At 60.4% G+C, this 24,793-nt stretch carries 22 protein-coding genes; 4 read left to right on the forward strand and 18 right to left on the reverse strand.

Annotated features, from left to right (window positions below):
• Positions 1–206 precede the first annotated feature (206 nt).
• The 7 genes from OLZ32_RS11445 to OLZ32_RS11475 form a co-directional block, all read right to left on the reverse strand.
• The gene (locus OLZ32_RS11445) at positions 207–1,211 is read right to left on the reverse strand and encodes an ABC transporter ATP-binding protein (protein ID WP_264396291.1); all 1,005 of its coding nucleotides are present in this window, start codon (positions 1,209–1,211) and stop codon (positions 207–209) included.
• Positions 1,211–2,188, reverse strand: a complete 978-nt coding sequence (locus OLZ32_RS11450) for an ABC transporter ATP-binding protein (protein ID WP_264396098.1) — start codon at positions 2,186–2,188, stop codon at positions 1,211–1,213. The genes OLZ32_RS11445 and OLZ32_RS11450 overlap by 1 nt, the downstream gene beginning before the upstream one ends.
• Positions 2,185–3,099, reverse strand: a complete 915-nt coding sequence (locus OLZ32_RS11455) for an ABC transporter permease (RefSeq protein ID WP_264396099.1) — start codon at positions 3,097–3,099, stop codon at positions 2,185–2,187. The genes OLZ32_RS11450 and OLZ32_RS11455 overlap by 4 nt, the downstream gene beginning before the upstream one ends.
• A 4-nt stretch (positions 3,100–3,103) precedes the next feature.
• Positions 3,104–4,078, reverse strand: a complete 975-nt coding sequence (locus OLZ32_RS11460) for an ABC transporter permease (RefSeq protein ID WP_017957362.1) — start codon at positions 4,076–4,078, stop codon at positions 3,104–3,106.
• 67 nt (positions 4,079–4,145) lie between these two features.
• Positions 4,146–5,756, reverse strand: a complete 1,611-nt coding sequence (ggt, locus tag OLZ32_RS11465) for a gamma-glutamyltransferase (RefSeq protein WP_264396100.1) — start codon at positions 5,754–5,756, stop codon at positions 4,146–4,148.
• Positions 5,753–6,607: an alpha/beta hydrolase gene (locus OLZ32_RS11470; protein ID WP_264396101.1), complete on the reverse strand. Its 855-nt coding sequence runs from the start codon at positions 6,605–6,607 to the stop codon at positions 5,753–5,755. Before OLZ32_RS11470 ends, ggt begins: the two co-directional genes overlap by 4 nt.
• 147 nt (positions 6,608–6,754) lie before the next feature.
• Complete coding sequence (locus tag OLZ32_RS11475; RefSeq protein ID WP_264396102.1) at positions 6,755–8,329, reverse strand: ABC transporter substrate-binding protein; 1,575 nt, start codon at positions 8,327–8,329, stop codon at positions 6,755–6,757.
• A 193-nt stretch (positions 8,330–8,522) separates the two neighbouring features.
• On the opposite strand from OLZ32_RS11475, the gene OLZ32_RS11480 reads away from it, so the two are divergent.
• A complete protein-coding gene (locus tag OLZ32_RS11480; RefSeq protein WP_264396103.1) occupies positions 8,523–9,287 on the forward strand; it encodes an IclR family transcriptional regulator in 765 nt (254 codons plus the stop codon).
• Positions 9,288–9,333: 46 nt separating this feature from the next.
• Here OLZ32_RS11480 and OLZ32_RS11485 read toward each other — a convergent pair whose 3' ends face one another.
• The 9 genes from OLZ32_RS11485 to OLZ32_RS11525 form a co-directional block, all read right to left on the reverse strand.
• On the reverse strand, positions 9,334–10,269 hold the full coding sequence (locus OLZ32_RS11485) for a dihydrodipicolinate synthase family protein (RefSeq protein WP_264396104.1): 936 nt from the start codon (positions 10,267–10,269) through the stop codon (positions 9,334–9,336).
• Positions 10,270–10,294: 25 nt separating this feature from the next.
• The gene (locus OLZ32_RS11490; protein WP_264396105.1) at positions 10,295–11,248 is read right to left on the reverse strand and encodes an ABC transporter ATP-binding protein; all 954 of its coding nucleotides are present in this window, start codon (positions 11,246–11,248) and stop codon (positions 10,295–10,297) included.
• Positions 11,249–12,265: an ABC transporter ATP-binding protein gene (locus OLZ32_RS11495; protein WP_264396106.1), complete on the reverse strand. Its 1,017-nt coding sequence runs from the start codon at positions 12,263–12,265 to the stop codon at positions 11,249–11,251.
• Positions 12,266–12,273: 8 nt separating this feature from the next.
• Complete coding sequence (locus OLZ32_RS11500) at positions 12,274–13,191, reverse strand: dihydrodipicolinate synthase family protein (RefSeq protein ID WP_264396107.1); 918 nt, start codon at positions 13,189–13,191, stop codon at positions 12,274–12,276.
• A gap of 18 nt (positions 13,192–13,209) precedes the next feature.
• Positions 13,210–14,088 carry an ABC transporter permease gene (locus tag OLZ32_RS11505; protein ID WP_003550548.1) on the reverse strand — a complete coding sequence of 293 codons (879 nt, stop codon included), beginning with the start codon at positions 14,086–14,088 and terminating at the stop codon, positions 13,210–13,212.
• A gap of 2 nt (positions 14,089–14,090) precedes the next feature.
• Complete coding sequence (locus tag OLZ32_RS11510) at positions 14,091–15,050, reverse strand: ABC transporter permease (protein WP_264396108.1); 960 nt, start codon at positions 15,048–15,050, stop codon at positions 14,091–14,093.
• 83 nt (positions 15,051–15,133) lie between these two features.
• On the reverse strand, positions 15,134–16,732 hold the full coding sequence (locus OLZ32_RS11515) for an ABC transporter substrate-binding protein (protein WP_264396109.1): 1,599 nt from the start codon (positions 16,730–16,732) through the stop codon (positions 15,134–15,136).
• Positions 16,716–17,459: a FadR/GntR family transcriptional regulator gene (locus OLZ32_RS11520; protein WP_264396110.1), complete on the reverse strand. Its 744-nt coding sequence runs from the start codon at positions 17,457–17,459 to the stop codon at positions 16,716–16,718. Before OLZ32_RS11520 ends, OLZ32_RS11515 begins: the two co-directional genes overlap by 17 nt.
• A 174-nt stretch (positions 17,460–17,633) precedes the next feature.
• Positions 17,634–18,920: a GGDEF domain-containing protein gene (locus tag OLZ32_RS11525; RefSeq protein WP_406648070.1), complete on the reverse strand. Its 1,287-nt coding sequence runs from the start codon at positions 18,918–18,920 to the stop codon at positions 17,634–17,636.
• A 412-nt stretch (positions 18,921–19,332) separates the two neighbouring features.
• Here OLZ32_RS11525 and OLZ32_RS11530 point away from each other — a divergent pair, with 412 nt between their 5' ends.
• Complete coding sequence (locus tag OLZ32_RS11530) at positions 19,333–21,516, forward strand: TonB-dependent siderophore receptor (RefSeq protein ID WP_264396112.1); 2,184 nt, start codon at positions 19,333–19,335, stop codon at positions 21,514–21,516.
• Positions 21,517–21,525: 9 nt separating this feature from the next.
• Complete coding sequence (gene fhuF, locus OLZ32_RS11535; protein ID WP_264396113.1) at positions 21,526–22,308, forward strand: siderophore-iron reductase FhuF; 783 nt, start codon at positions 21,526–21,528, stop codon at positions 22,306–22,308.
• An 83-nt stretch (positions 22,309–22,391) separates the two neighbouring features.
• On the opposite strand, the gene OLZ32_RS11540 is transcribed toward fhuF, so the two are convergent.
• Positions 22,392–22,883: a GNAT family N-acetyltransferase gene (locus tag OLZ32_RS11540; RefSeq protein WP_164037581.1), complete on the reverse strand. Its 492-nt coding sequence runs from the start codon at positions 22,881–22,883 to the stop codon at positions 22,392–22,394.
• A gap of 163 nt (positions 22,884–23,046) precedes the next feature.
• Here OLZ32_RS11540 and OLZ32_RS11545 point away from each other — a divergent pair, with 163 nt between their 5' ends.
• Positions 23,047–23,706, forward strand: coding sequence for a sigma-70 family RNA polymerase sigma factor (locus OLZ32_RS11545; protein WP_080635939.1), 660 nt, complete (start codon positions 23,047–23,049; stop codon positions 23,704–23,706).
• Here OLZ32_RS11545 and OLZ32_RS11550 read toward each other — a convergent pair.
• A complete protein-coding gene (locus tag OLZ32_RS11550; protein WP_264396114.1) occupies positions 23,597–24,784 on the reverse strand; it encodes a PLP-dependent transferase in 1,188 nt (395 codons plus the stop codon). The genes OLZ32_RS11545 and OLZ32_RS11550 overlap by 110 nt on opposite strands.
• Positions 24,785–24,793 lie beyond the last annotated feature (9 nt).

The raw sequence follows: 24,793 nt of genomic DNA on the forward strand, positions 1-24,793 counted from the left end.
ACTGGTTCAACGGATTCGAACCAACCTTCCCGTCGTCAATCGTGACAAACGCCCCACCGGCGTCATGTCGCTCGGCGATGCCTCTCTGGCGGACACCGCCGCCGCGGGAGCCGGATTGAAAAAAGTTTCCCGTTCGGGCGGCGCTCGCGCGCATTAGAGCACGATGATTTTAGGCCTGAAGCAATCCGCGCTCCTGTCGTTTGAGATCATTCATCATTGAGGTGGCAAGCCGACAGGTGCCCCGGTGCAATTTCCTTTTTCACCGGCACTTCCATATGACAGCGGTCCATCGCAAACGGGCATCTCGGATGGAAGTGACAGCCTTTCGGCGGGTTTATCGGGCTGGGGAGTTCGCCATCGACGGGCTTGAACTGTCGCTTGCCGGATTCGATGCGCGGCACCTCGGCCAAGAGCGCCTTCGTGTAAGGATGATTGGGCCGCCTGAAAACCTCCTCGACCGGCGCCTCTTCGATGATCCGGCCGAGATACATGATCGCAACGCGATCGGAAATATGTTCCACGACGCCGAGATCATGGCTGACGAACAAATAGGTCAGGTCGAGCTTGTCACGAAGTTCCATGAACAGGTTGATCACCTGGGCCTGGATGGAAACATCGAGTGCCGCGACGCTTTCGTCACAGACGAGGAATTTCGGCTGCACGGCGAGCGCGCGCGCAATATTGACGCGCTGCCGCTGGCCACCGGAAAACTGGTGCGGGTATCGCTTTTTCATGGCCGGGTCGAAACCGGCCAGCATCAAATATCTGTCGACATAGGCGTCGCGTTCCGTCGAGCGGGCAAGCCCATGCGTTCGAGGCGCCTCCCAGATAAGCTCCTCGACGGTCATGCGCGGATTGAGAGCCGCCATCGGATTCTGGAAGATCATCTGGCTGGCGAGACCGAACTGATGCTGCTCGCCTTTCGACATGGCGCTTCGGTCCATCCCCTTCCAGAGAATTTGGCCTTGGCTCGGCGAAGTGATCCCTGCAATAGCGCGGCCGAGCGTCGACTTTCCGCAGCCGCTTTCACCGACAAGGCCGACAACCTCTCCGGGCCGAATGCTGAGGTTGACATTATCAAGCGCGTGCACGACAGGCGCCGGTTTGGCCAGTTTGAGCTTGAGCGCGATCTTGGCGGCCAGGTCGGGCTTGGCTCCGAAGCGCTGCGACACGTTCCTCGCTTCGATCAGGGGCGCGGCGGTCGCCGTCATCATGCTACCTCTTTCGTTACGGGATGAATGCAACGGAAGGAGCGATCGCCTTCCGGCATGAGCGCCGGCAAGACCAGACAGCCGTCGGTTGCCCGATCACAGCGCGTACGAAAACTGCATCCCTGTGGGAGGCGGTTGATCGCCGGCGTCATGCCGCGGATCTGGTGAAGCGGTTCTCCGCGTCTGTTTTGCGAGGGCACCGACGCGATCAGACCGGCGGTGTAGGGATGGTGAGGATCGGTCAGAACCTTGCCCACCGGTCCGGTCTCGACGAGGCGGCCGGCATACATGACGGCGATCTCGTCGGCCAATCTTGAAACGATCGCCAGATCGTGGGTGATCCAGATCACCGCCGTATTTCCCTCTTCGGTGAGTTTCTGGAATTCGGAAATGATCTGGCTCTGGATCGTCACATCAAGCGCCGTTGTCGGTTCATCGGCGATGATGAGGTCCGGCTTGTGAAGAAGCGCGATGGCAATTGCCACGCGCTGGCGCATTCCCCCGGAGAACTGATGCGGGTAGGCGGCAAGCCTTTCTTCAGGGCTTGGTATTCCGACCAGCGCCAAAGCATCCCGCGCCCGCTGCCGGGCGGCATCCTTCGAGACTCGCTCGTGTGCCCGGACGGCTTCCACCATCTGCGTTCCGACCGTCAGGACCGGATTAAGCGTCATCATCGGATCCTGGAATACCATGGCGATCCGCTTGCCGCGCAGCTGCCGCATCTCTTCGTCCGAATATTTCGCGATGTCGGCGCCGTCGAAGATGACCCTGCCGCCGACAACCCGGCCGGGTTTATCGAGGAGCCGCATGATCGAAAAGCCGGTCACCGACTTTCCGGATCCGGATTCTCCCACAAGACCAAGGACCTTGCCGCGCTCCACCGAGAACGACACATCGTTGACGGCGCAAAGGCTGGGGCGTCCCCTGCCACCGCCGAATTCGGTGACGAGATTGCTCACTTGCAGCAATGGGGTCATGACATGTTCCTCGGATTGAGCACATCGCGCAGCCGGTCGCCGACGAGATTGATCGCCGCGATCGTGACCAGAAGCGCAATGCCGGGAAAGAAGCTGATCCAGTAAAGGCCTGTCAGAAGATACTGGTAGCCCGTCGAGATCAGCATGCCGAGCGAGGGTTCGGTCACGGATGCACCGAGACCGAGGAAGGACAAGGTCGCCTCGAGGCCGATTGCCCGGGCGATCTGCATGGTGGCGATGACGATGACCGGCGCAAGACAATTCGGCAGCAGGTGCTTGAAGAGGATGCGCCATCCGGGCAGGCGCAGCATCCGGGCCGCCTCGATATATTCCTTCTCGCGCTCGACCAGAGCGGTGCCGCGGACCGTGCGGGCATAGGTCGCCCACTCGGCGATGATCAGTGCGATCACCACATTGGGCACGCCCTTGCCCAGCACGGCAAGCATCATGAGCGCCATCAAGATGGTGGGAAACGACAGCTGCAGGTCGACGAGCCGCATCATCGCGGTTTCCGTGCGCCCTCCCATGTAAGCGGCAAACAATCCGGCTGAGGTTCCGATGATGGCAGCAGCGAAAGCCGACAGAACGCCCACCAGTAGTGAGGTGCGCAGGCCATAGAGGATGCCGGACAGGATATCGCGGCCCTGGCTGTCGGTACCGAGGTGATAGACAAGCCCGGTCATGGATTCGGACCCCGGCGGCAGCCGTCCATCCATGATGTCGAGCTGCATCAAATCATAGGGATTTTGCGGAGAGATCCATGGCGCAAACAGCGCCAGGCAACAGATGATCATCAGCGTGAGGAAGGCGATCGCGGCTGCCGGAGAGCTGAAGAAATCCGCGATCCCTTTCGACAGACGACTGGGTTCGGGCGTTGGAGCGCTTGTGTCTTGCGTGTTTGGTTCGGCCATGGGGTCAAGCCTTTCCTTCCAGCCGGACCCGCGGATCCAGAAGGGTATAACAGATATCGATGATGAAATTGAGGACGACGAAGAGCAGCACCATCATCATCAGGTAGGCGACGATGACGGGGCGATCGAGAAGGTTGATCGAGTCGATGATGAGCTTGCCCATGCCCGGCCACGCAAAGATGCTTTCGGTGACGACCGAAAAGGCGATGAGTGAGCCGAACTCGAGACCGATGATGGTCACCACCGGGATCATCAGGTTCTTGAGAACGTGCACGGAAATGATCCTCCGCTCTCGCAATCCCTTGGCGCGGGCAAACTTCACATAGTCCTGGGGGAGAACCTCTTGCACGCCGGCGCGGGTCAGCCGAAGAATGAGCGACGTCTTGAACAGAGCCAGGTTGAAGGCGGGCAATAGAAGGTGCCGGATGCCGTCTGCGGTCAGAAACGACCATTGTACGCCGAGCAGTTCCTGCGTCGGGCCACGGCCATTCGTCGGCAACCAGCCGAGCTCGACGGAAAACACCATGATCAGCATGAGACCGACCCAGAAGGTCGGAAGCGAGAAGCCCAGAATCGAGCCGCTCATGATCAGCTTGGAGGAAATCCGATTGGGGTAGAGCCCTGCATACAGCCCAAGCGGCAGGCCGAACAGCAGCGCGATGCCGAGAGCCGTGATCGCCAGTTCGAGCGTTGCCGGAAGACGTTCGAGGATCAGGCCCAGTGCCGGCCGCCCATAAACGAAGCTGTTGCCGAAGTCCCCGTGCAGAAGCCCTTGGAGAAACAGCAGATACTGTTTCCACAGCGGCTGATCCAGACCGTAATGGGCGATAACGAGTGCCCGCTCCGCCTGATTGGCGTCCGGGTTGATCAGGATGTCGACCGGGTTGCCGATCACATTGACGCCGATGAAGACAATGATCGTCATCGCGACAACGACGAACAGCGCCTGTATCAATCGCCTGATAATGGATGTGACCATTGAACCTCTCCCTACAGCGCCGCGCGTCTTTTCGAGAGCCGCAAAGGACGCTGTAACATTTTTGAATCTAGGCGACGGAGATCGCCATCCCGTCGCGCTGCGGATCGGCCGCGCCATTCGAGATGCCGCCGTCAATCTTGATCGCGTGGACTGCGGCGAACGCATATGTCTGCGGCGACCGCGCCACCGGGTAGCCCAGCGTCCGCAGCTCGTCTTCGACAGAGTGTCGAATGCGATTGCAGATGTCGATCGTATTTGACACCCCTACGATCCTCGGCGCCGAGACGGCTTCGAGCACGGACATGTCGAAATCGATCATGTTCATAAGGCATTGCGCAACGGCGGGCGCAATATAGCTGCCGCCTGGCGCTCCGATGACGATGCTGGGTTCGTCGCCCTTGAAGACGATCGTCGGCGCCGCCGAGCTGGGACGCCGCTTGCCGGGCGCGATGGAGCCGGGCTTACCGGGAAGCGGATTGAAGCGGCTCATCGTGCCATTGTACATGAAGCCGAGGCCGTCGGTGATCGCACCCGAGGGACTGCCGAGGGTGTGGGTCATCGCGACGGCATTGCCGTCCTTGTCGATCACCGAGATATGCGTGGTGTCGCGCTGCGAGCTATCAAGACGCGAAACACTGGCGATCTCGCCCGCCTTGATCGCGCCGGCATGCGCCTTTGCATGCTCTTTCGACAGCAGCTTTTCATAGGGCACGTCGACATAGGCGGGATCGCCCATATGCGCGTCCTTGTCGATCGTCATCCGCTTCATGGCTTCGAACAGGATGCGGACATGTTCGGCGCTGCTATGCTGCAGCGAGCCGACGTCGAACTGCTCCATGATATGCAGGAATTCCAGCATCGGGAAGCCCGAGCCTGGCGGAGGTGACGTGGCGATGCGGTGGTCGCGATAGTCGCCCCAAACCGGCTTTACCTTCGACAATTCGTAACGCGCCAGATCCTGCCGATCGATCAAGCCGCCATGTGCCTTGAAATCGCCGGCGATCTGTTCGGCCAGTTCGCCGTGATAGAAGATGTCCGAGCCGCCGCTTCGCGCGATCCGTTCGAGAGTCTCTGCCATATCCTTGTTGACGAGCAGGTCGCCGACATTCTTGAGCGTGCCGTCGTCGTGGAAATAGACTTTCCGGCCTGTTGCAGAAAAGCGCAATTTGTCGAGCGTGTTGGCAAAACCGTCATTCGACTGGTCCTTGGCCCAATACCAGTGCATGTGGTTTCGGATCATGAAACCGTTACCGGCAAGGCGGATGGCCGGCTTGATGAGATCGGCCCAATCGAAGGTGCCGTAATCGCGTAGCGCAGTCTCATAGCCCCTGAGCGAGCCGGGGGTGCAGACGGCAAGGTAGCCGATATCGGAAATATTGCCTTCAAGCACGTAGCCGAAGCCGTCGCGGCTCTGGTGCTTGATCTTGTCGAGCCACATGTCCGGGGCGGCCTTCAATGGCGCGCGCGCATAAAATTCGAGGATCTCGTGCACGCCCTTTTTCGGCATGTAGACATGCATGGAGCCGAAGCCGCCGATGCCGGCCATCTGCGGGTCGACCACCCCTTGGACGAAAGCACAGGCGAGTGCTGCGTCGATGGCATTGCCGCCGCGTTCGAGAACTTCCGCGCCGGCTTCGACTGCCTCCGGCTGAGGCGCTACGATCGTTGCATTTCTCATTTCGCGCGACGCTCCTCCAGCACCTTTGCCAGGAAGGCCTTGACGTAGCCCAGAACCTTCATCCGGTCGTGAGAGACCCCCGGAACACGATCGAACGTCACATCGACACCCGCTTTGCGGAATGAGCTCGCCAGGGCGGCAAGGCGCTCGGGCCGCGTTTTGCCGGCGTCATTTGCGCCGTCCATATAATATTTGCCACCCGGCTTGTGGGTGATTTCCCAGGTCTCCAGATCGGCGTCGCCGACGATCATATGCACCGGCACCTTGGCGAGATCTTCGGGCCGGAAGGCCTTGCCGAAGCGCGCCTCCAGGTCCCGAATGCCGACCCACCAGTCACGCGTCGGATCCAGAAGGGTGACGGAACCAGGTGCGCCGATCGATGCCGCCCAGAGCTTTTCCGGATGCAGGATGGTGAAACGGTGCACGAAATGCCCGCCGCCGGAGAAGCCGAACATGGCGAATTTGGACCAGTCCTGGCGGTATTTGTCGGCCATCTCCGTGACCATGGCGAGGACGACACGATCGTAGCGGATGTCGCCTTCCTCAAGGAACTTGTAGCCGGAACGCGCACCATCGCCGAGGACGCCAACCGGGAAGATCGGGCAAAGCACGGCGCAGTCGTTGTAGAGCCCGAATTCGGCAAAACCGTCGCGGAAGTCGATGGCCGACGTGCGCCCGGTGCCGTGGACCGCGACTAGGAGATCGAGCTTGCGGCCGTCTGCCGCCGTCGGCGGCACATAAAGCACCATATGAAGGCGGGGATCGGCCTGAGAGGCGAAGATGGCCGTCTGGCCATAGTCATAGATGGCCTTCGCCCGGGCGACGGCTTCGCCCGTTCCAAGTTCCTGCATGAATGTCTCCTGGGAGATGAAGAAAGGGACGGCCCTGGTGCGGCCCCATGCTGCTGTTTTAAACCGCGCCGCATCGATTGGATCGATGCGACGCACTTCAAATCTTTATTTGTCCCAAAACCGCTGTACGCTTTTGGACGGCATGCATCAGTCCGCCGGCTTCACGTCGTAAGCGAGCGTATATTTGTCACCGCGCGGGGTGTAGGACACGGTCTTCTTTGCACCCAGCACGACGTTTTCGTAATGCATCGGGAGGAGCCAGAGGTTGTTGAAGGTCTCGGTCGACAGTTCCTCGAGAAGGGGCGCGCGTGCAGCTTCATCGAGTGTCGAACTCGCCTTGGCCAGCACCTCGTCGATCTTCGGATCGGACACGCCGCCGCCATTATATCTGCCGGTCCCCTTTTTCTCGTCGCGCGTCGCGACGAGCGCGACAGTCGGATTGGTGGTTTCGCCGGTGTTCACACCCCAGGAGCCGAAATAGGTGCTGTAGGTGCCCTTTGAATAGGCTTCCGAATACATCGACCAGGGCAGGACCTCGACTTTCGATTTGATCCCGATGCGCGTGAACATCTGGCCGACCGCCTGCAGAACTTCGGCGTCCTTGACGTAACGGCCAGAGGGGCCATGCAGGGTCAGGCTGAAGCCATCCGGATAACCGGCCTCGGCCAGAAGCGCCTTGGCGGCGGCGGGATCATAACCCACCTTCTCGACTTTTTCGGAATAGCCCGCATAGCCTTGGGTGACGAATTGGTCGGCCACCGTGCCGTTCTTCTGCATGACGCGGTCGACGATTGCCGGCCGGTTGATCGACATCAGCATTGCCCGACGCACCCGTTCATCCTTGAGCGGGTTCTTGTCGAGATCGGAACCATCCGCAGCCTTCACGAAAGGCGAAACATCGCGGCTGACATCGAGGCCAAGATAAACGAAGCGGGAAGACAGGCCGTTGATGACTTGCAGATTATCGCTCGCTTCCACGCGTGCCATTCCATCGGCAGGAAGGGTTTCGACAAGGTCGATCTCGTTGGAAAGAAGCGATGCCAGACGGGCGCCGTCATCGGGCAGGAAGCGGAGCGTGACGTTAGACCAGTGCGAGGGCCCAGCGAAATAGCTGTCATTGCGCTTCAAGGTCAGGTTGCTGCCTGGCGAATAGGAGACGAAGGAATAGGCCCCGGTTCCGATTGCACACTTGCCGTTGTCGAAATCCTGGACCGGCGCCTCCTTGCAATCGGCGCTGATAATGCGAATTCGGCTGACGGAATTCAGCAGGATCGGGTCCGGAACCTTGGTCTCGACGACGATGGTATAGGGATCCGTGGCCGTGACATTGACAATATTGCGGGTGTAGGAAGCAAAGCTCTGACTGGGCTTGTCGCGGGCACGCAGAAGCGAAGCGATGACGTCATCGGCGTTGAACTCGCTGCCGTCGTGGAATTTCACGCCCTTTCGCAGCTTGAATTCCCAGTGGGTAGGGTCGACGACCTTCCATTCGGTGGCGAGTTCCGGCGCATTTGCCGACGTTCCCGTGAGGTTTATGAGGCTGTCCCAGATATGGCGCGAGGTCGCATTGTTTGGCGCCGAACTGTCTTCATGGGGATCCAGCGTCGTCGGCGTCGTCGACATCCCGATCGTCAGCGGGGTTTCCTGTGCGGCGACCATTGCAGGAATAGCAATCGTTCCGAGCAGCCCGATCGCTGCCCGCGTCAATATTTTTGCGGCCATTTCTTCCATCCCGGTTTAGCGTTTTTGGGCCGACCTTGCTTGGTCGGTACGAGCGGGTTCCCGTCCACTCTTGACACAAATTGGTAAGGGGGCCTCAAGGGGGCTGTCAAACGGAAAACAAGCGCGTTACGCTAGCCGTAACTTGAAATTATGCCAATCCTTCAGCCTTTGTCGCGGAGAAAATTCTGGTCCCATGGACAAAAGACAATCATCAAAAAGCGATATTGTGCAATCCGTTGATGTCTGCATCGACGTATTGCTGAATGTCGCCAAAAACCCGGATATCAGACTGACCGAGGTGGCGCAGAACCTCGGGGAAACCAAGCCGAGAATTTTGCGCATGTTACGCACACTGGAACGGCGCGGCCTGGTGCGGAAGAGCGATACAGGCACTTACCGGCTGGGGACGACTGCGATCATTCTCGGGACTGCTGCCTCGACACAGGTTGATCTGGTGCGAATAGCCAATCCGATTCTTGAAGAAGTCGGCCAGAAGGCCAACGAAACGACCCAGCTCAGGATCATCGACAATGGCGAATCCCTGTGTATTGCAAAGTTCGAACCGATGCGCGACTTGCGGGTGCAGGCGATGATCGGTCGAAGACGGCCGCTCACGGCCGGCTCGTACAAGGTGCTTCTCGCCTATCTCCAGCCCCAGGTGCAGTTGCAGATGATCCCGGAGACTTTGCCGCGGCTGACCAAGCGCACGATCACGGATCGCGGCAAGTTGGTTGCTGAATTGGATAAAATCCGACGCCAGGGATTTTGTGTGAGTTATGGTGAAGTCAGCGAGCAACTTGTCTCCGTCTCGGTGCCGGTTCTGGCATTCGACGGGTCCGTGATCGCCGCGGTGAATGTCGGCGCCCCGGCCTTTCGCACGCAAAAAAGCGACGTCGACCGCTTCATCGTTCTGCTGAAGGAGGCCTCCAGCAAGATATCGGCCCGGCTGGGATGGTAGAGCTTTTCGTTCTGCGCCATATCGGAAAGCCCTTGCTTAAGCAAACTCAGGGAAAAAGATCGGGGAGATCCGAGCGTGCGATGCGTCGCAATCTGACCGCTTCTGCCATGTCTATCGAACGATAGGCAAAGCGCAAACGGGTGCCCACAGGTCCCCAATTGCCGATCGCACTCAAAAGTTTGTCGAGAGCGGCGTTCGAATAGCCGAATTCCTGGCGAAACGGGACGATATGCGCGTCCATAAACGTGCAGATGCGTCGCTCCAGATCGAGTGCGGCGTCGATATCGTTTCGCATCGAAACCGTCCAGGTCTGAGCGCCGCGGGGACTAAGACAGGCCACGTTGGAAAAAGAGCCTGCTGCCACGCCTTCCCTCGTGCCGGTTGCGAGATGATGGCCTGGGACGAAGAGCGAAAGCCCGGACAGATGCCGGCGTGCCTCGGCATACCAGGAGGCGTCGCCATCGGCGAGCTTGATGCCGATCACCTCAGGCACTGCCGCGCAGACCATGCCGAGCTCCCTTGGTGCCAGCACGCGTTTTGCATGCGGCGGATTGTAGAGGATGAGCGGAATTCCGTCGGCAACCTCGGCCGCTCGTTTCAGGAAGTCGACCGCTTCGGCATCGGTAAGCGGCCACCAGTCCGGCAATATGACCTGAATGGCGCGCGGATCGAGCGCGGCGGCGCGGCGGACGCGATTGAGCATGATCAGCGGGTCGGGCTGGCAGGCGCCGATGACGAACGGCATAGAGGAAGCCTTGCAGCGTTCGGCCAGCATTGCCTGGATCCTGTCGAACTCCGCCTCCGTCTGATTGTGGAATTCGCCAGCCGTGCCATTTGAGTAAATACCGTCGACGCCGGCATCGATGAGGATGTCGATCTCTTCGCCGAGCTTGTCGAATTCGATGCTGTCATCGGCTGCGATCGGCAAAAGCAGGCTCGCCCAATTTCCGCCGATGGCGGGACGCGGCGTCTTCGCGTTCATCTCTTGTTTCTCCGATGGGTGCAAATCAGTTGAGGTCGTCGCGGATGCAGGCCTTGAAGTGGCCGGGCGCGATTTCCCGCAATTGCGGAACGGCGCCGGCGCAGGCATCGAGCGCGCTCGGACAGCGCGTGCGAAAAACACATCCGCTCGGCGGATTGGCCGGACTTGGAATATCGCCTTTCAGGATCTGCCTGTTGCGGCGCGCATCCGGATCGGGCGACGGAATCGCCGACAGAAGCGCGCGCGTATAGGGATGCTGCGGTCTCGCATAGAGATCGGCACTCGGCGCGATTTCCATGATGCGGCCGAGATAGAGCACGATCACCCGGTCGCAGATATATTCGACGACGGCAAGGTCATGCGAGATGAACAGCATGGTCAGGCCAAGCTGCTGCTGCAGGTCGCGCAGCAGGTTGATCACCTGCGCCTGGATCGACACGTCGAGCGCCGAGACCGGCTCGTCGGCGACGATGAATTCGGGCGACAAGGTCAACGCACGGGCAATCCCGATGCGCTGGCGCTGGCCACCGGAAAATTCATGCGCGTACCGATTGATCGCATCGGCGGGCAGGTCGACCTTTGCCAAGGCCGATCGCGCCCGCTCGAGCCTGTCGCGGGCGGTTCCGATCCCTTGGATCTTCAGGCCTTCCGTCAGGTTCTCGCCGATCGTCATGCGCGGCGACAGGCTGGCGAAGGGGTCCTGGAAAATATACTGCATGCGCGGCCGTTGCCGTCTGAGCGCCGAGGCGGAAAGTGCCGTGAGTTCCGTCCCGTCGAAACGGACGCTGCCGGACGATGGTTCGACGAGGCGAAGAACGGAACGCCCGATCGTGGTCTTTCCGCTGCCGGATTCGCCGACCAGCCCGACGACTTCACCCTTGCCGATATCGAAGGAGATACCCTGGAGAATGTTCAGCCGCGTGCCGCGGGAAGTATAATGTTTCGAAAGGTCGCGGACGGAAAGCAGCGGTGCGCTCATCTAGATCTCCTGCCATCTGATGCAGCGGCTGCGGTGCTGCGGATTGACCTGTTCGAGCGCGGGAACGGCAGCGCGACAGGCGTCGATCGCGAATTTGCAGCGCGGGGAAAAGGCGCAGCCGCTCGGCATGTTCATCAGGCTCGGAACCATGCCGGGAATGGCCGCAAGCTTTTCGCCGGCCAGCTTCATCCGCGCGGCATCGCCAAGGCGCGGCATGGAGGCGAGAAGGCCCATCGTGTAGGGATGCTTGGGATTGCGGAAAACCTCGCTGACCGGTCCTTCTTCGACGATCCGGCCGGCATACATCACCGCCACGCGATGGGCGATTTCGGCGACGACGCCGAGATTGTGGGTGACGAAGAGCATGGCCATGCCGCGCTCGCGCTGCAGTTTGAGGAGCAGGTCGAGAATCTGCGCCTGGATCGTCACGTCGAGCGCCGTGGTCGGCTCGTCGGCGATCAGCAGCGCCGGATCGCAGGCGAGCGCCATGGCGATCGTGGCGCGCTGGCGCATGCCGCCCGACAGTTCGTGCGGATACTGGCCGGCGCGGCGTCGCGCGTCCGGTATGCCGACGCTTTCAAGCAGCGCGACGGCTGCGTTCATTGCCGCCTTGCGGTCGGCACTACGATGGATGCGGATCGGCTCGGCGATCTGGTCTCCGATGGTGAAGACGGGATTGAGGCTCGACATCGGCTCCTGGAATATCATGCCGATGTCGTCGCCCCTGATCCTGCGCATGCTCTCTTCGTCGAGGGAGACGAGATCGCGGACCACGCCATCGCTCGTCGCAAGGCGGATGCTGCCTGCGGCGATCACGCCGATGTTGCGGGTGAGCAGCCGCATGACCGACAGGCTGGTGACCGACTTGCCGGAGCCGGATTCGCCGACCAGCGCAAGCGTCTCGCCGGCGGCAACGGATAGGTCGATATTGTTGACCGCCGTGATCTCGCCGCCGCGGATGCGGAAGATCGTTCGCAATCCTCTGATGTCGAGCACGGGTTCGGCGGTCTGTTCCATCAGCCGGCTCAGTTCAGCAGGCCGGTTGCACGCAGGATCTCGTCGATCCGCGCCGTTTCGGCATCGTTGAGGGCGGCACGCGGCCGCGGCATGACGGCGGAATCGATGATGCCGAGGCTGCGCATCGCCGCCTTGAAGGCGCCGATGCCGGCTGCGCCGCCGCTGACACGGCCCTGCGCGACCCAGACGATTTCGAACAGGCGGCAGAGACGCTCCTGTTCCTTCTTCGCGGCGACCCAGTCGCCACGCTGGGCAGCATCCCAAAGGTGGACATAGCCGTGCGGATCGACATTGGCGATACCGGGAACGACGCCATGGGCGCCCATCAGCAGGGCAGTGTCGACGACGATCTCGGAGCCGGTCATCAGGAAGACGTCCTTGTGCTCGGCAAGATCGAGGAGCGCATAGCGGAAGTTGCCGTCGTCGCCGCTGGAATCCTTGAGGCCGATAATGGCACCTTCCCTGGCAAGCGTGACCACGGTCTGGCGCTGCAGCTTGACGTGGACGCAGACGGGAATGTCGTAGGCGATCAGCGGAATGTCCACCGCGTCGCGGATATAACGGAAGTGGTCGAGTATCTCGGACTGGCTGGTGACCGTATAGAATGGCGCCGTCACCACGACCGCATCGGCGCCGGCGGCCTTTGCGACCTCCGCATGGGCGATGACGCGATCCGTGGTCGGATCGATGACGCCGACGATCAGCGGCACGCGGCCATTCACCACCTTGGCCGAATGTTCGATGATGTCCCGCCGGGTCTTTTCGTCATGGAAGATCACCTCGCTCGTCGAACCGAGCACGAATACGCCATGGCAGCCGGCATCGATCAGATGCTCGAGCACGCGTGTATAGGATGGGTAGTCGATGGTGAGATCCGGATTGAGCGGTGTTACGACGGGGGGGACGACACCCTTGAATTTGGTCATTTTCGCTTCTTTCGATTGTCAGTTCAGTTCGGCACGCGGGTCGAAGGCGTCTCTGAGGCCATCGCCAATGAAGTTGATTGCCAGGACGGCAAGGATCAGCGCGGCGCCGGGGAAGAGCCATTGCCACGGATATTGTTCGAGCACGGCGGTCGAGCGAGCCGCGTTCAGCATGTTGCCCCAGCTTGCTGCCGGCGGGGCGATGCCGAGACCGAGGAAGGACAGGCCCGCCTCGAGCAGGATAGCATTGGCGATCTGCAGCGTTGCATAGACCACGAGGATATCGATCGAGTTCGGCAGGCCGTGGCGAAAGAGCAGATGTCCGATGCCGGCGCCCATGCCGCGGGCAGCCATGACGAAGTCGCGCTCGCGTAATTCCAGCAATCGAGAGCGGATCATGCGCGCAAGCAGCGGCCAGGAAAGCAGCGAGATGACCAGCACGGTCGGCCAGATGCCGGTGCCGGCAATCGAGGCGAGCACGAGCAGGAAAATGACGGGCGGCAGGGTCATCACCAGATCGACGAAGCGCATCGAGACGGCGTCCGTCCAACGTCCCGCAAGCGCCGAGATTGCCCCGAAAAGAAACCCGATGACCGCCGAAAGCGCGGTGGATGCGACGGCGACCAGCAGCGAAATCCGGCCGCCTTCGAGCACGCGGGCGAAGACGTCGCGGCCGACGCCGTCGGCTCCGAACCAGTGCGTTGCCGTCGGGCCGCTATTCATGGCCAGAAGATCGATGTCGTTCGGCCGGAAAGCCCACCACAGCGGATAGGAGAGGATCAAAAGCAGCATGGGAATGGCAATGCAGACGCCGGCAACGGCTGCGCGATTGAGCAGAAACCGACTGAAGGCGCGGGCAAGTGGTCCGGGGCTCCGGCGTTCGGAAGAGCGTGCCAGCATGATCAGCCCACCTTGATGCGCGGGTCGACGACCGCATAGGTGATATCGGTCAGAAGATTGACGACGATAACGCACGCCCCGATGACGAGCGTCGCCCCCATGATGACGGGGTAGTCGCGGGTCTGCACGGCATCGACGAGCAACAGACCCATGCCCGGCCAGTTGAAGACGCTCTCGATGAAGATGGCGCCGCCGATCGCAAGTCCGATGGTGGAGCCGATCAGCGTGACGATCGGCAGAAGGGCGTTACGCAACGCATGCTTGCTGATGACCCAGAACTCGCGAACGCCCTTGGCGCGGGCCGTGCGCACGTAGTCCTGGTTCAGGACTTCGAGCAACGAAGCGCGCATGTAGCGCATGATCAATGCGGCTTGCGCGACAGACAGAAGTGCCGCCGGCAGGATCAGATGATGGAGAAGATCGCCCACCGAGAATTCCTCGCCCGGCGTCAGCATGCCGCCGGATGGCATCCAGTGCAGGCGAACGGAGAAAATATAAAGGCCGATCAGCGCGCTGAGGAAGGCCGGGCTGGAAATGCCGGCAAGCGCAACCACCGACAAGGAGAGATCGGCCAGCGAATTGCGGCGGACGGCGCCGATCACCCCGAAGGTGATGCCGGCGACGATGGCAAAGGCCAGTGCGGTGCCCATCAAGAGCACTGTCGGACCGATCCGTGACAGCACCAGCCCCAGAACCGGCTGATCGAGACGCTTGATCGAATAGCCGAGATTGCCCGTCAGCGCCTGTTGCAACCAGCCCAGATACTGCACGGGCAAGGGCTGATCGAGCCCGAGGCTTCTGCGCAGATCGGCAAGGTCTGACGGCGACATCGGCAAGTTCGGATCGATATAGGCATCGATCGGATCGCCGGGTGTCAGGCGCAGCAGCAGGAAGATCAGCATGCTCAGGGCGACGAGCATGGCTATTCCTATGATCAGGCGTCTGAGACTGTATTGGAGCATCGGCAATCCGTCTTATCGGGCCGTCTTGTCCGGCCGTCTTGTCAGGGTGGCCGAGGCCACCCTCAAGGCTTTGCGGAAAACGCCTATTCGGCGATCGACCATTTCTGCGGGTTGGCCTGGTAGGGGCCGCCGCCCGGCGCCGGTGTCCAGACGAAGTCCTTCACCTTGGTCGAGACGATGCCGTAGCGGTTCGCCACCCAGAGCGTCGCCCAGGGTAGGTTGGTGTTCATCACCTTGCAGACGTCCTGGTAGGCGGCATCCCGCTTGGTGCTATCAGGCTCGGCCAAGGCACTATCGAGCGCCTTGGTGAGGTCAGGCATGCGAACCCTGGCGACATTCGGTCCGGCCGGAGGGATCTGCTTCTCGTTAAGGCCGACATTGATGCTTCCGGCATCCGGCCCGTTCTGCAGCCCGGCATAAACCAATTGGAACTGGGCAATGTCCGGCGTCGCATTGAGCACGATGCTGTTATAGGTCGGCGCATCGACGGCACGCGGGACGATGTTGATGCCGACCTGGGCCAGCATCGCCTGGACTGCGGCAAGCACATTGGTCGCCAGCGGTGTGGTGTAATAGGTCAGAAGGGTGATCGGCTTGCCGCCATTGATCTGGTCCCAGCCGGCATCCGTCAAAAGCTTCTTGGCCTTCTCGGGATCATAGGCATAGCTGTCGATATCAGGGGGTATCAGCTGTTCGGCGACATAGGCGCAATTGGCAGGCTTGGCCGCGCCGCCATAGAGGCTCTGGATGATGGCGTCGCGATTGATCGCGTACATCACCGCCTGGCGGACGCGCGCGTCCTTCCAGAGCGGCGAATCGTGGTTGAAGCCGAGATAATTGACGACGAAAGAGTTGCCTTCGATGACCTGGAAGTCCTTGTTGTCCTTGAAGGTCGGCACGTCGTTGGAATCGACATAGGTGAACTGAATTTCACCGGATCTCAGCGCCGCGATCGCTGCGGCCGGGTTGGCGAAATAGCGATTGATGACGCGTTCCAGTGCGGGTTTGCCACCGCGATAATCGGTATTTGCGGCAAGTTCGACATATTGATCCGAGACGTATTTGGTGAATTTGAACGGACCGGTGCCGATCGGAGATGTGGACCACCAGGTGTTCTTCGCCAGTTGGTCGGCCGGAATCGAGGAGAGCGCATGCTCGGGCAGCATCATCACCTTGGTCATCGTGTCGGGAAAACTGCTGCTGGGGGCGCTGAGCTTGATGACAACAGTGCGATCGTCCGGCGTCTCGACGGACGATATGCCCTTCAGCCGGGCAGCGAGCACCGAGCCGGTTTTCGCATCCATAGCAAGGCCCATGGTGAACTTCGCGTCCTTGGCGGTGAACGGTTTGCCGTCATGCCATTTGGCGTCCGCCAGCTTGAACGTGTAGGTCATCTGGTCCGAGCTGACCTCGTAGGAGCTTGCCAGCGCGCCGACGACCTTCTGCAGCTTCTGGTCATAGGTGATCAGCGGTTCGTAGTAGACGCTGAGCCAGGTGAAGCCGGCGGTCGCGGCGAGCGGATTGAAGTTGCCCTGGAAGCCTCCGGGGCCGACATCGAAGCCGCCCGACAGCGTGGCTGCCTGGGCCTCTGTTGCAACGCCCGAAACGACAAGAGCCGGAACGGCAGCCGTCGACAGCAGGGCGCCAAGCGCAATAACGGATAGTCTAGACAGTCTTTTCATGTGTTCCTCCCACCTTTGAACTTGTCTTGTTGTTGGCAATCACCCGGGCAATGCCCTCGTAGTGACGATCCAGGCGTCTGCGCGCCTCCTCCAGATCTTTTGCCTCGATCGCATCGACGATCGCGGCATGGTCGCGCCACGTCGCCATCGGATCGGCATTTTCAAGATTGACGAAATCCGATGCCTTGTAGAAGGCGAGCCAGAAGACATCGATCAGCCGCACGAGCGTTTCATTGTCCTGGCAGCGAAACAGCAGTCGGTGGAACAGCTGGTCGTCTTCCGCAAAGGTTTCGCCCCGCTCGGCATGGGCGCGCATCCGATTGACGGTGGCGCGCAGCTCGGCGATGTCCTCCTCGCCGATCACGTCGATCGTCTTGCCGATCAATCCCACTTCCAGTGTACGCCGGATTTCGAGGACCTCCTCGATCTGCCGCAGGGCGCCGCCGAGGCCGTAAGCGAGGTTGTCGAGAAGCGGCTCGAAGGAAAAGGCCTTCACGAAGATGCCGACGCCGCGACGCGTCTCCAGCACGCCGAGCGATTCCAACGCCTTGATGCCTTCCCTCAGCGAATTGCGGCTGACACCGAGCTGGGTAGCGAGTTCTCCTTCCGCCGGAAGCAGCGTTCCGGGCGCAAGGCCATTGTCATCGATATAGGCGCGAAGACTTTCCTGCACGGAGACATGCAACAGCGGGGCGCGCGTCAGCGGCTTCATCGATTTCAATGTCATGCCCCGGTCACTTTCCCGCATCGCCGATAAGATGCATGTTACATATCGACTTGTAGGATATCTGTCAAATGGGCAAGCTTAAACGGCTGACACCGGACCCGCTAGGAGCCGCTTAAGCCGGTCTTTTTTGGACGCCAGAATGCAACAGGAACAGCTTACTCAGCTGGAGTTACTTCATTGGAGGCTTTGATCGACCTCTGGAGAATGGACCACCACCCGGTTGCGGCCGGTCTTTTTGGCAAGGTAGAGGGCCGCATCCGCTTGGCGCTGCATGTGCTCTGCTGACACGAGTTCACCGTTTTGCATCAATATCGCTAGTCCGACGCTGACAGTGACCCAGGGGCCGACGCGGGAGGTAGGATTTGGAAGAGACGCCGCTTCCACTCGGCTGCGAATTCTCTCAGCGACCAACCCGGCCTCTTGTTCATCAGAGCCAGGGAGAAAAACGAGAAACTCTTCGCCTCCGTACCGGGCGACCTGGTCCCGCTCGTCTCTCATGCTGCTCTGAATGATGCCGGCAACTTTCACCAGGCAGCGGTCGCCTTCGGCATGTCCGAGATTATCGTTGAGATGCTTGAAGTCGTCGACATCGCACATCAGCATCGCCGCGCCACTCGTTCGTTTCAGGTCCTCGTTCCAGAAATGATTTAACGTTTCCATCATCGAACGCCGGTTGGCGACACCCGTCAGCGGGTCGGTCCGTGCCAGCAATTCCAGCTGTGAGTTGGCGTCGGTAAGCTCCGCAAGGCGGCTTCGATCTCGTAACTCGAGCAAGAAAGTCTTCTGAGCGAAGATGGTGGCGGTGCGGCGGGCAACGACGGTTGCAGCCACACCGCTGGCGAAAAACAGGGTCCCGGCCAGAGCACTCCCCACTTCGATGCCCGGATTGCGCAGCTGAAACACAAGGTAGATGCCGAGGGCAGCAGCACCGATCGCCATCGCCCAACCGAGTGGAACGGGAAATATGATAATGGCCGTGACGGCCACAAAAAGCATGATGGTCAAATGCCGCTCATAAAACTCGCCACCGGTGTTAACGCCCACCAAGGCGACCGACAGGAGGATGAGAAAAACAGCCGATAGGAGGAAAACTCCCTGCACCCACAAAGCATGCGGCCGCAGGAAGGCTATCGCGGCGACAAGAGCCGCGGGGGGAAGGATGGACGCTGGCCAGAGCATCGACATGACGGTTTCGGTCGGAAGCAAGATCGCGTTGAGGCCCAACGTCAGGACGTCGAGCACGATAACCCAAACCATCCAAGCGCGGATGATCTTGGCAGTCCGCGGCCAGGAGCGTTCGCCAAAAAGCCGAGCCAGCTCACCATTGAGGCGGATATCACGCGTGCGTCCACCGAGCAGGCGCTCGACTTGCTCTACAATGGCCGGGCTCAACCTCTGAAGAGGTTTCCGCGAAGACGCCCTTACCGATTTGATAGGAGCTGTGGTTCGCTCGGTATCCATGTGTCGGATCTAGGGAGCAGACGACCGGAGGCAAGACGAGCCGCAAATTCCGCCCGGAAAGACGATATGCTTGCCCTAATGATTTTGGACCACTTCACGACAGTATGTTGTTAAGGTGTGTCACATCGGTTCAAAGTCTCACCCGCGCCGGGCAGAATTTACGGATCGATCCCCATCCAGACCCGCCGGTTGACAGTCGTTTCGGCCCGCAGTTGGGCTCTCGCGGAACAGGATCGTCTCCGTATGGCACCGCACAGATCGTTACGAAACCTCGATTCTACGTGCAACCTGTTCGAGAGCGTTGAAGGCGTGGTTTTATCGATTAAAAGATGACTAAAACAATCATCTTATGTTGACAGAGCCAATTTCGCTCCATAGGTTCCGCCCGCATCCGTGGCGTAGGGACCAAGCAATGGCGCGTGTTTTTTTGAATGTTTCTAATAATGTATCGCGAATTTATAGAGATAGCCTATTTGTCACGACAGCGATCGTCCTGATCGGCATTGCGGCATCGCCGGCCTCAGCCCAGAGCGCGTCCGCAGATGCCGGCGCCACAGCGCTGGAACCGATCGTCATTCAAGGCGCATCCTCTGATAGCAAGACCGACCGGACGTCCGTTGCTGCCAAGAACAGTTCGGCCGCGACCAAGATCAACACGCCGCTCGTCGAAACGCCGCGTTCGGTCTCGGTGACCACCGAGAAGGAAATCGAGCAGCGTGGCGCCCAGAGCATCATCGAGGCCGTGCGCTATTCGGCCGGCGTGACGACCGGGCCGAATGGCTTCGATCCGCGCTTCGACCAGATCTACATCCGCGGCTTCAACGTCACGACGGTCGGCGACTACCGTGACAGCTTGCGCCAGCCCTACATCAATTACGGCATGTTCCGCACCGATCCCTATCAACTGCAGCGCGTCGAGGTGATCAAGGGGCCGGTATCCGTGCTCTACGGCTCGGGATCGCCGGGCGGTCTCGTCAACAAGATATCGAAGCTTCCGAGCGAAGAGCCGATCCGTGAAGTCGGCATCTCCTACAGCACCAAGGATCGGGCTCAGGCGATGTTCGATTTCGGCGGGCCGATCAGCGAAGACAACGACGATTTCCTCTATCGCATCGTCGGCCTTGCCCGCCGCGGCGACACCAATTTCGATATTGCCGACGACCGCTACTTCCTGGCGCCGTCCTTTACCTGGAAGCCTGACGAGGGCACGACCTTCACAGTGTACGGTCTGGCGCAGGCCGACGAGACCGAATCCAATGTCGGCGCGATCACGACCGCCGACGGCAAGATTCTCGACATCCGGCAGAGCGACCCCGATTACGATTACCAGAAGGTTCGTCAGCAGCAGGTCGGCTATCAGTTCGAGCACGAATTCGACAACGGCCTGACGTTCCGCCAGAACCTGCGTTATTCGCATCTCGATCTTCGTGCGCGCTATCTCGGTATTTCCAGCTGGACCGGGACCGTCGCACATCGCAACGCAAGTTCGATCCGGGACGAGATGAACGTCTTCCAGGTCGACAACCAGCTCGAGGCGAAATTCGATACTGGTCCGCTTGCCCACACGATGCTGTTCGGGCTCGATTACACCAATCTCCAGTCGAATTGGGGCTATGGCATCGGGGCGGTGAACTCGGCCTTCGATTTCGATATCGCCAACCCGACCTATGGTGTCTCGGGCGCCACGCCGGCCTACAACTTCATCGTTGCCGACGCCGATATGCGCCAGGTCGGTGTTTACGCCATGGACCAGATCGAGGCCGGAAACTGGCGCTTCAACCTCGGGGGCCGCCAGACCTGGGTGGAGCAGACGCGAGATACGACCTACCCCTCCTTCGGGTTGAACGACTCGGAAGACGTCAACAAGAACGCTTTCTCCTGGCAAGCCGGTGCGCTCTACCTCTTCGACAACGGCATTGCACCCTTCGTCTCCTATGCGACCTCGTTCGATCCGGTGACCAACCGGTCGACATCCGGCAAGATCCTCGAGCCGACAGAGGGTGAGCAGTACGAGCTCGGTGTGAAGTACCAGCCGCCGGGCACTGATATCCTGCTGTCGGCGGTCGCCTATCACATCGTCGAAAAGAACAAGCCGGTGCTGGTCAATGCGCTGACCCTTGCCTATGACTCCCTTGGCGAGGTGACGGGAAAGGGCATCGAGCTTGAAGCGCGCGCGGCAGTCGCCGATGGCCTGGATCTCATCGCAGCCTACACCTACAACCATTCCGAGGTGACCGGGGGTGGCGAAAACGAGGGCAACACGCCGGCTGTGACCCCCTCCCATGTCGCAAGTCTCTGGGCCAACTATACGTTCCAGGAAACCAATCCGTTCAACGGGCTGTCGGTCGGCGCGGGTGTCCGTTATGTCAGCGAGAACTGGACGGATACCGCCAATACTTCGAAGAACCCTTCAGGTTTCTATGTTGATGCATCCGCCGCTTATGATTTCGGCGCGGTCGACAAGAAATATGAAGGCCTGACGGCCGCCTTCAATATCCGAAACATTGCCGACGAACGCGACACTGTCTGCAACGAAGGCTTCTGCTATCTCGGCCAGGGCCGCAACATGACCGGCACCCTGAAATACCGGTGGTAAGGCACGGCAATGGAGACAAACGGGGTCTTCCAGCGCCCGACCTTGATCGCTGATCATCCCGTCGCCCACCAGGCCGTCGACCTCGACGGACTGGTGGGCGACGGTCCGTTCTCCTATTGCCGCGGCAAGCTGCTCGGTTCCCTGCCGCAGACGGGCATCGTCGTTTCCTGCAGGGATCTTTGCGACCGAGCGATTTTCGACGAGATCATTGGCCGATATGCGCAAAAATTTCCGGGCAGCGACCGGCGCGCGATCGTCTCCATGTGGACGCTCTATTATTTCAGCATGCTGACGATTGCTCCGAGCGTCCATATGTTCGTGAACCGCATCGCGCTGCCGATGGAGGTCGACCAGCTTTCGCTCGTCTGCAACGAACAGACGGGCGAACCGGAAGCATTCGTGATGTCCGGCAGGCCCGAGGCAACGAGTGACCCGGCCGGCGAGCTTCACCGGCTGATGCTCGGTCACGCCGAGCCCGTCATCGCGGCGATTGCCGCCAACGCCGGCGTTGCGCCGAAGCTTCTCTGGAACAATGTCGCGGCCTATCTCTCCTGGATTCTGAAGGAGATCGCTCATCGCCACGAGCCTGTCCTCGTCGAAGGCGGGCTGGCGCTGCTGGAAGAAGCTCAATGGCCGGGCGGCGGGCGCAACCCGATGTTCGGCATGATCCGCATTGCGCGCCAGCAATGCGGGCTCGAATTCGTGCGCCGGAAGGTCTGCTGCCTGCGCTATAACCTGCCGGGCGTCGGCGGCTGCGGCGAAGCCTGCCCGCTGCCGGAGGGGCGCCACTAGCTCCTATCGTCCGCCGCGTGCAGAGACGGGTGCCCTGCGCGCCAGTTATTGCCAATGCCCGCCAAGCAGAAAGTCCCGTCGCCTCAAAGCGTAGCCTCACCTGCCTGGACGCCGGCGAGTGGCTTGACCATGAACAGGCATGGATGGTCCTCGTGCCAGAGCTTTGCAAAGACCTCCGCCCGTACAAAGCCGTTCCGGTCATAGAAGCGCCGCGTCGCCTCGAACTGTGGTTCGTCGAGGCCGCGCGGGGCAAGCGTCTTGACCGTCAGCAGCCGCGCACCCGATTCATGGCCGAAACGTTCGGCCGCATCGATGAGATGGCGTCCGGCGCCGCGACCGTGATGTTCGGGTCGTGTCGCAATCAGCGCGATCTCGACGGCGCCGGGCGGGTGCGGCTTCAAGGCCATCAACGCGGTCACGACATCCGCTTCGACATAGCCGAACACCGGCAGGTCTTCGATCGCCTGGGCGCTCGCTTCGATAACCGCAGGTTCTGAAAACCAGTCCGGCAAAGCCCCCATGATCGATCGGCAGAGCTCTGCCTTGCCGGTCAGGATCTCAATTGTTTTTCCCATTTTTTCTCGCCTCCGATCTGTCGATTTAAACTTGACTATTGTTATCACCTTAAAATAGACACTGCAATCAAATCGTGTACTTCTGCTCAAAAGAGGAGCCCGAGACCGAACCGGCCAGCAACGACAGAGCCTGATTTTCCATTTGTAAAAGGGGTACAGGACAATGCAAGCATTGCATCGTGATGTGAACGGAAATGCCGTGGTCAACGCCATGATCGAAAACAAGGACAAGCTCCTTAAAACGATTGAAAGTGTTGTCAAATCAAAGTCATATTCCGAGGATATCTTTCAAGATGGAGTCATTAAAGCCTATGGGGTCAAGACCGACGACATTCGTTGCCCGATCGGCTACGCCTTCCGGATGGTCTACAATCTCGCACTCGATGAGAGCCGCCGGCGACGCCAGAAGATGAACAACCATAGGTCGATAGACCAGATTCAGGAGATCACGGCTCCCGTCCCCACCGTGCTCGACCAACTCGTCGCTGCCGAGACCCTGCGCAATGTGCTTGCCTCGCTCGAAGCGCTGCCGAAGCGAACCAACGATGCCTTCATTCGCCATCGCCTCAACGGTGTGCCGCAGAAGGATATTGCCGCCGAACTCGGCGTCTCAAGGACGCTCGTCAACTTCATGATCAAGGCGGCAGAGGAACATTGCCATCTGGCGATCGCCGAACCTGCCTTCCGCCACGATCATGCACACCGGCAGCAGCCTAGCGTTTCGCCGCGTGCAGCGCCTGCTGCAAATCGCTCCACAGCAGTTCCGGCTCTTCCAGGCCAACAGCGAAACGAACCGTCTGCTCGCTCACGCCGAACCGGATGAAGGAGGTCATCCGGTCGGGGATCTGCAGCGCGACCTTGGCGGGGACCACCAGCGTTTCTGGTCCCCCCCAGCTGACACCGAGGCGGATGTCGCGAAGGCTATTCACAAAGCGTGCGACATCGATATCGGGATTGAGGTCGAAGGCAAACAGCCCGGCATAACCCGTCAGCATCGCCCTTCCTGGATGCTCCTGAAACGCCGGATGACGAACGCGTCCGATCGCAGAATGCTCCTTCAGCCGCCCGGCCAGCAAAAGCCCGCTGCGCTCATGCTCCTTGAGACGGACACGCAGCGTGCGCATGCCGCGCAGCAGCAGCCAGGCCTCGAACGGTGACAGCTTGGCGCCGACATAGGGGTAGGATGTTGCATTGATCCTGGCGATGGCCTCTTTCGAGCCGACGACGACGCCGGCGACCGTATCGCTGTGACCGCCGAGATATTTCGAGGCGGCGTGAATGACGATATCGACGCCATGCTGGATCGGTTTCTGAAAGAGCGGCGTTGCCCAGGAATTGTCGATGATGGTGGTGACGCCGGCCTCCTTTGCCATGGCCGACAGCGCCGCAATGTCCTGCAGCTCGAAGACGAAGGATGTGGGGTTTTCGAGGTAGAGCAGCTTGGCACCCGACAGGGCCTTGCGGACCTCGTCGTGGTCGGCGGGATCGACGAAATCCACCGCGACGCCGAGCCTGGCAAGCAGCTTCACCAGAAGACGGTAGACATCGTTGTAGAGATGGCGGACCGCAACGACCCGGTCTCCCGCCTCAACGAGACTGAGAATTGTCGATGTAATGGCAGCCGTTCCGCTGGAGAAAGCGCGTCCATCCTCTGCGCCCTCGAGGCGGGCGACCAGGAGTTCGAATTCGCGGACCGTCGGATTGTCGCCGCGCGAATAGATGTAGTTGCGCGTTCGTCCGGCAAAGACATCCTCCATCGCCTCGTAACTGTCGTAGGTGAAGAGCGATGTCTGGAAAATCGGCGGAGACACGGCGTTGAATGCCGCCGGATCGACAGGCGTAAAGAGATCGTCAGCGACCGCATGGGCGCCAAGGTCGTGCGGATTGATCGACTGGTTCATGGTCATCCT

It is taken from the genome of Rhizobium acaciae (assembly GCF_025941625.1).
Taxonomy (GTDB): domain Bacteria; phylum Pseudomonadota; class Alphaproteobacteria; order Rhizobiales; family Rhizobiaceae; genus Rhizobium; species Rhizobium acaciae.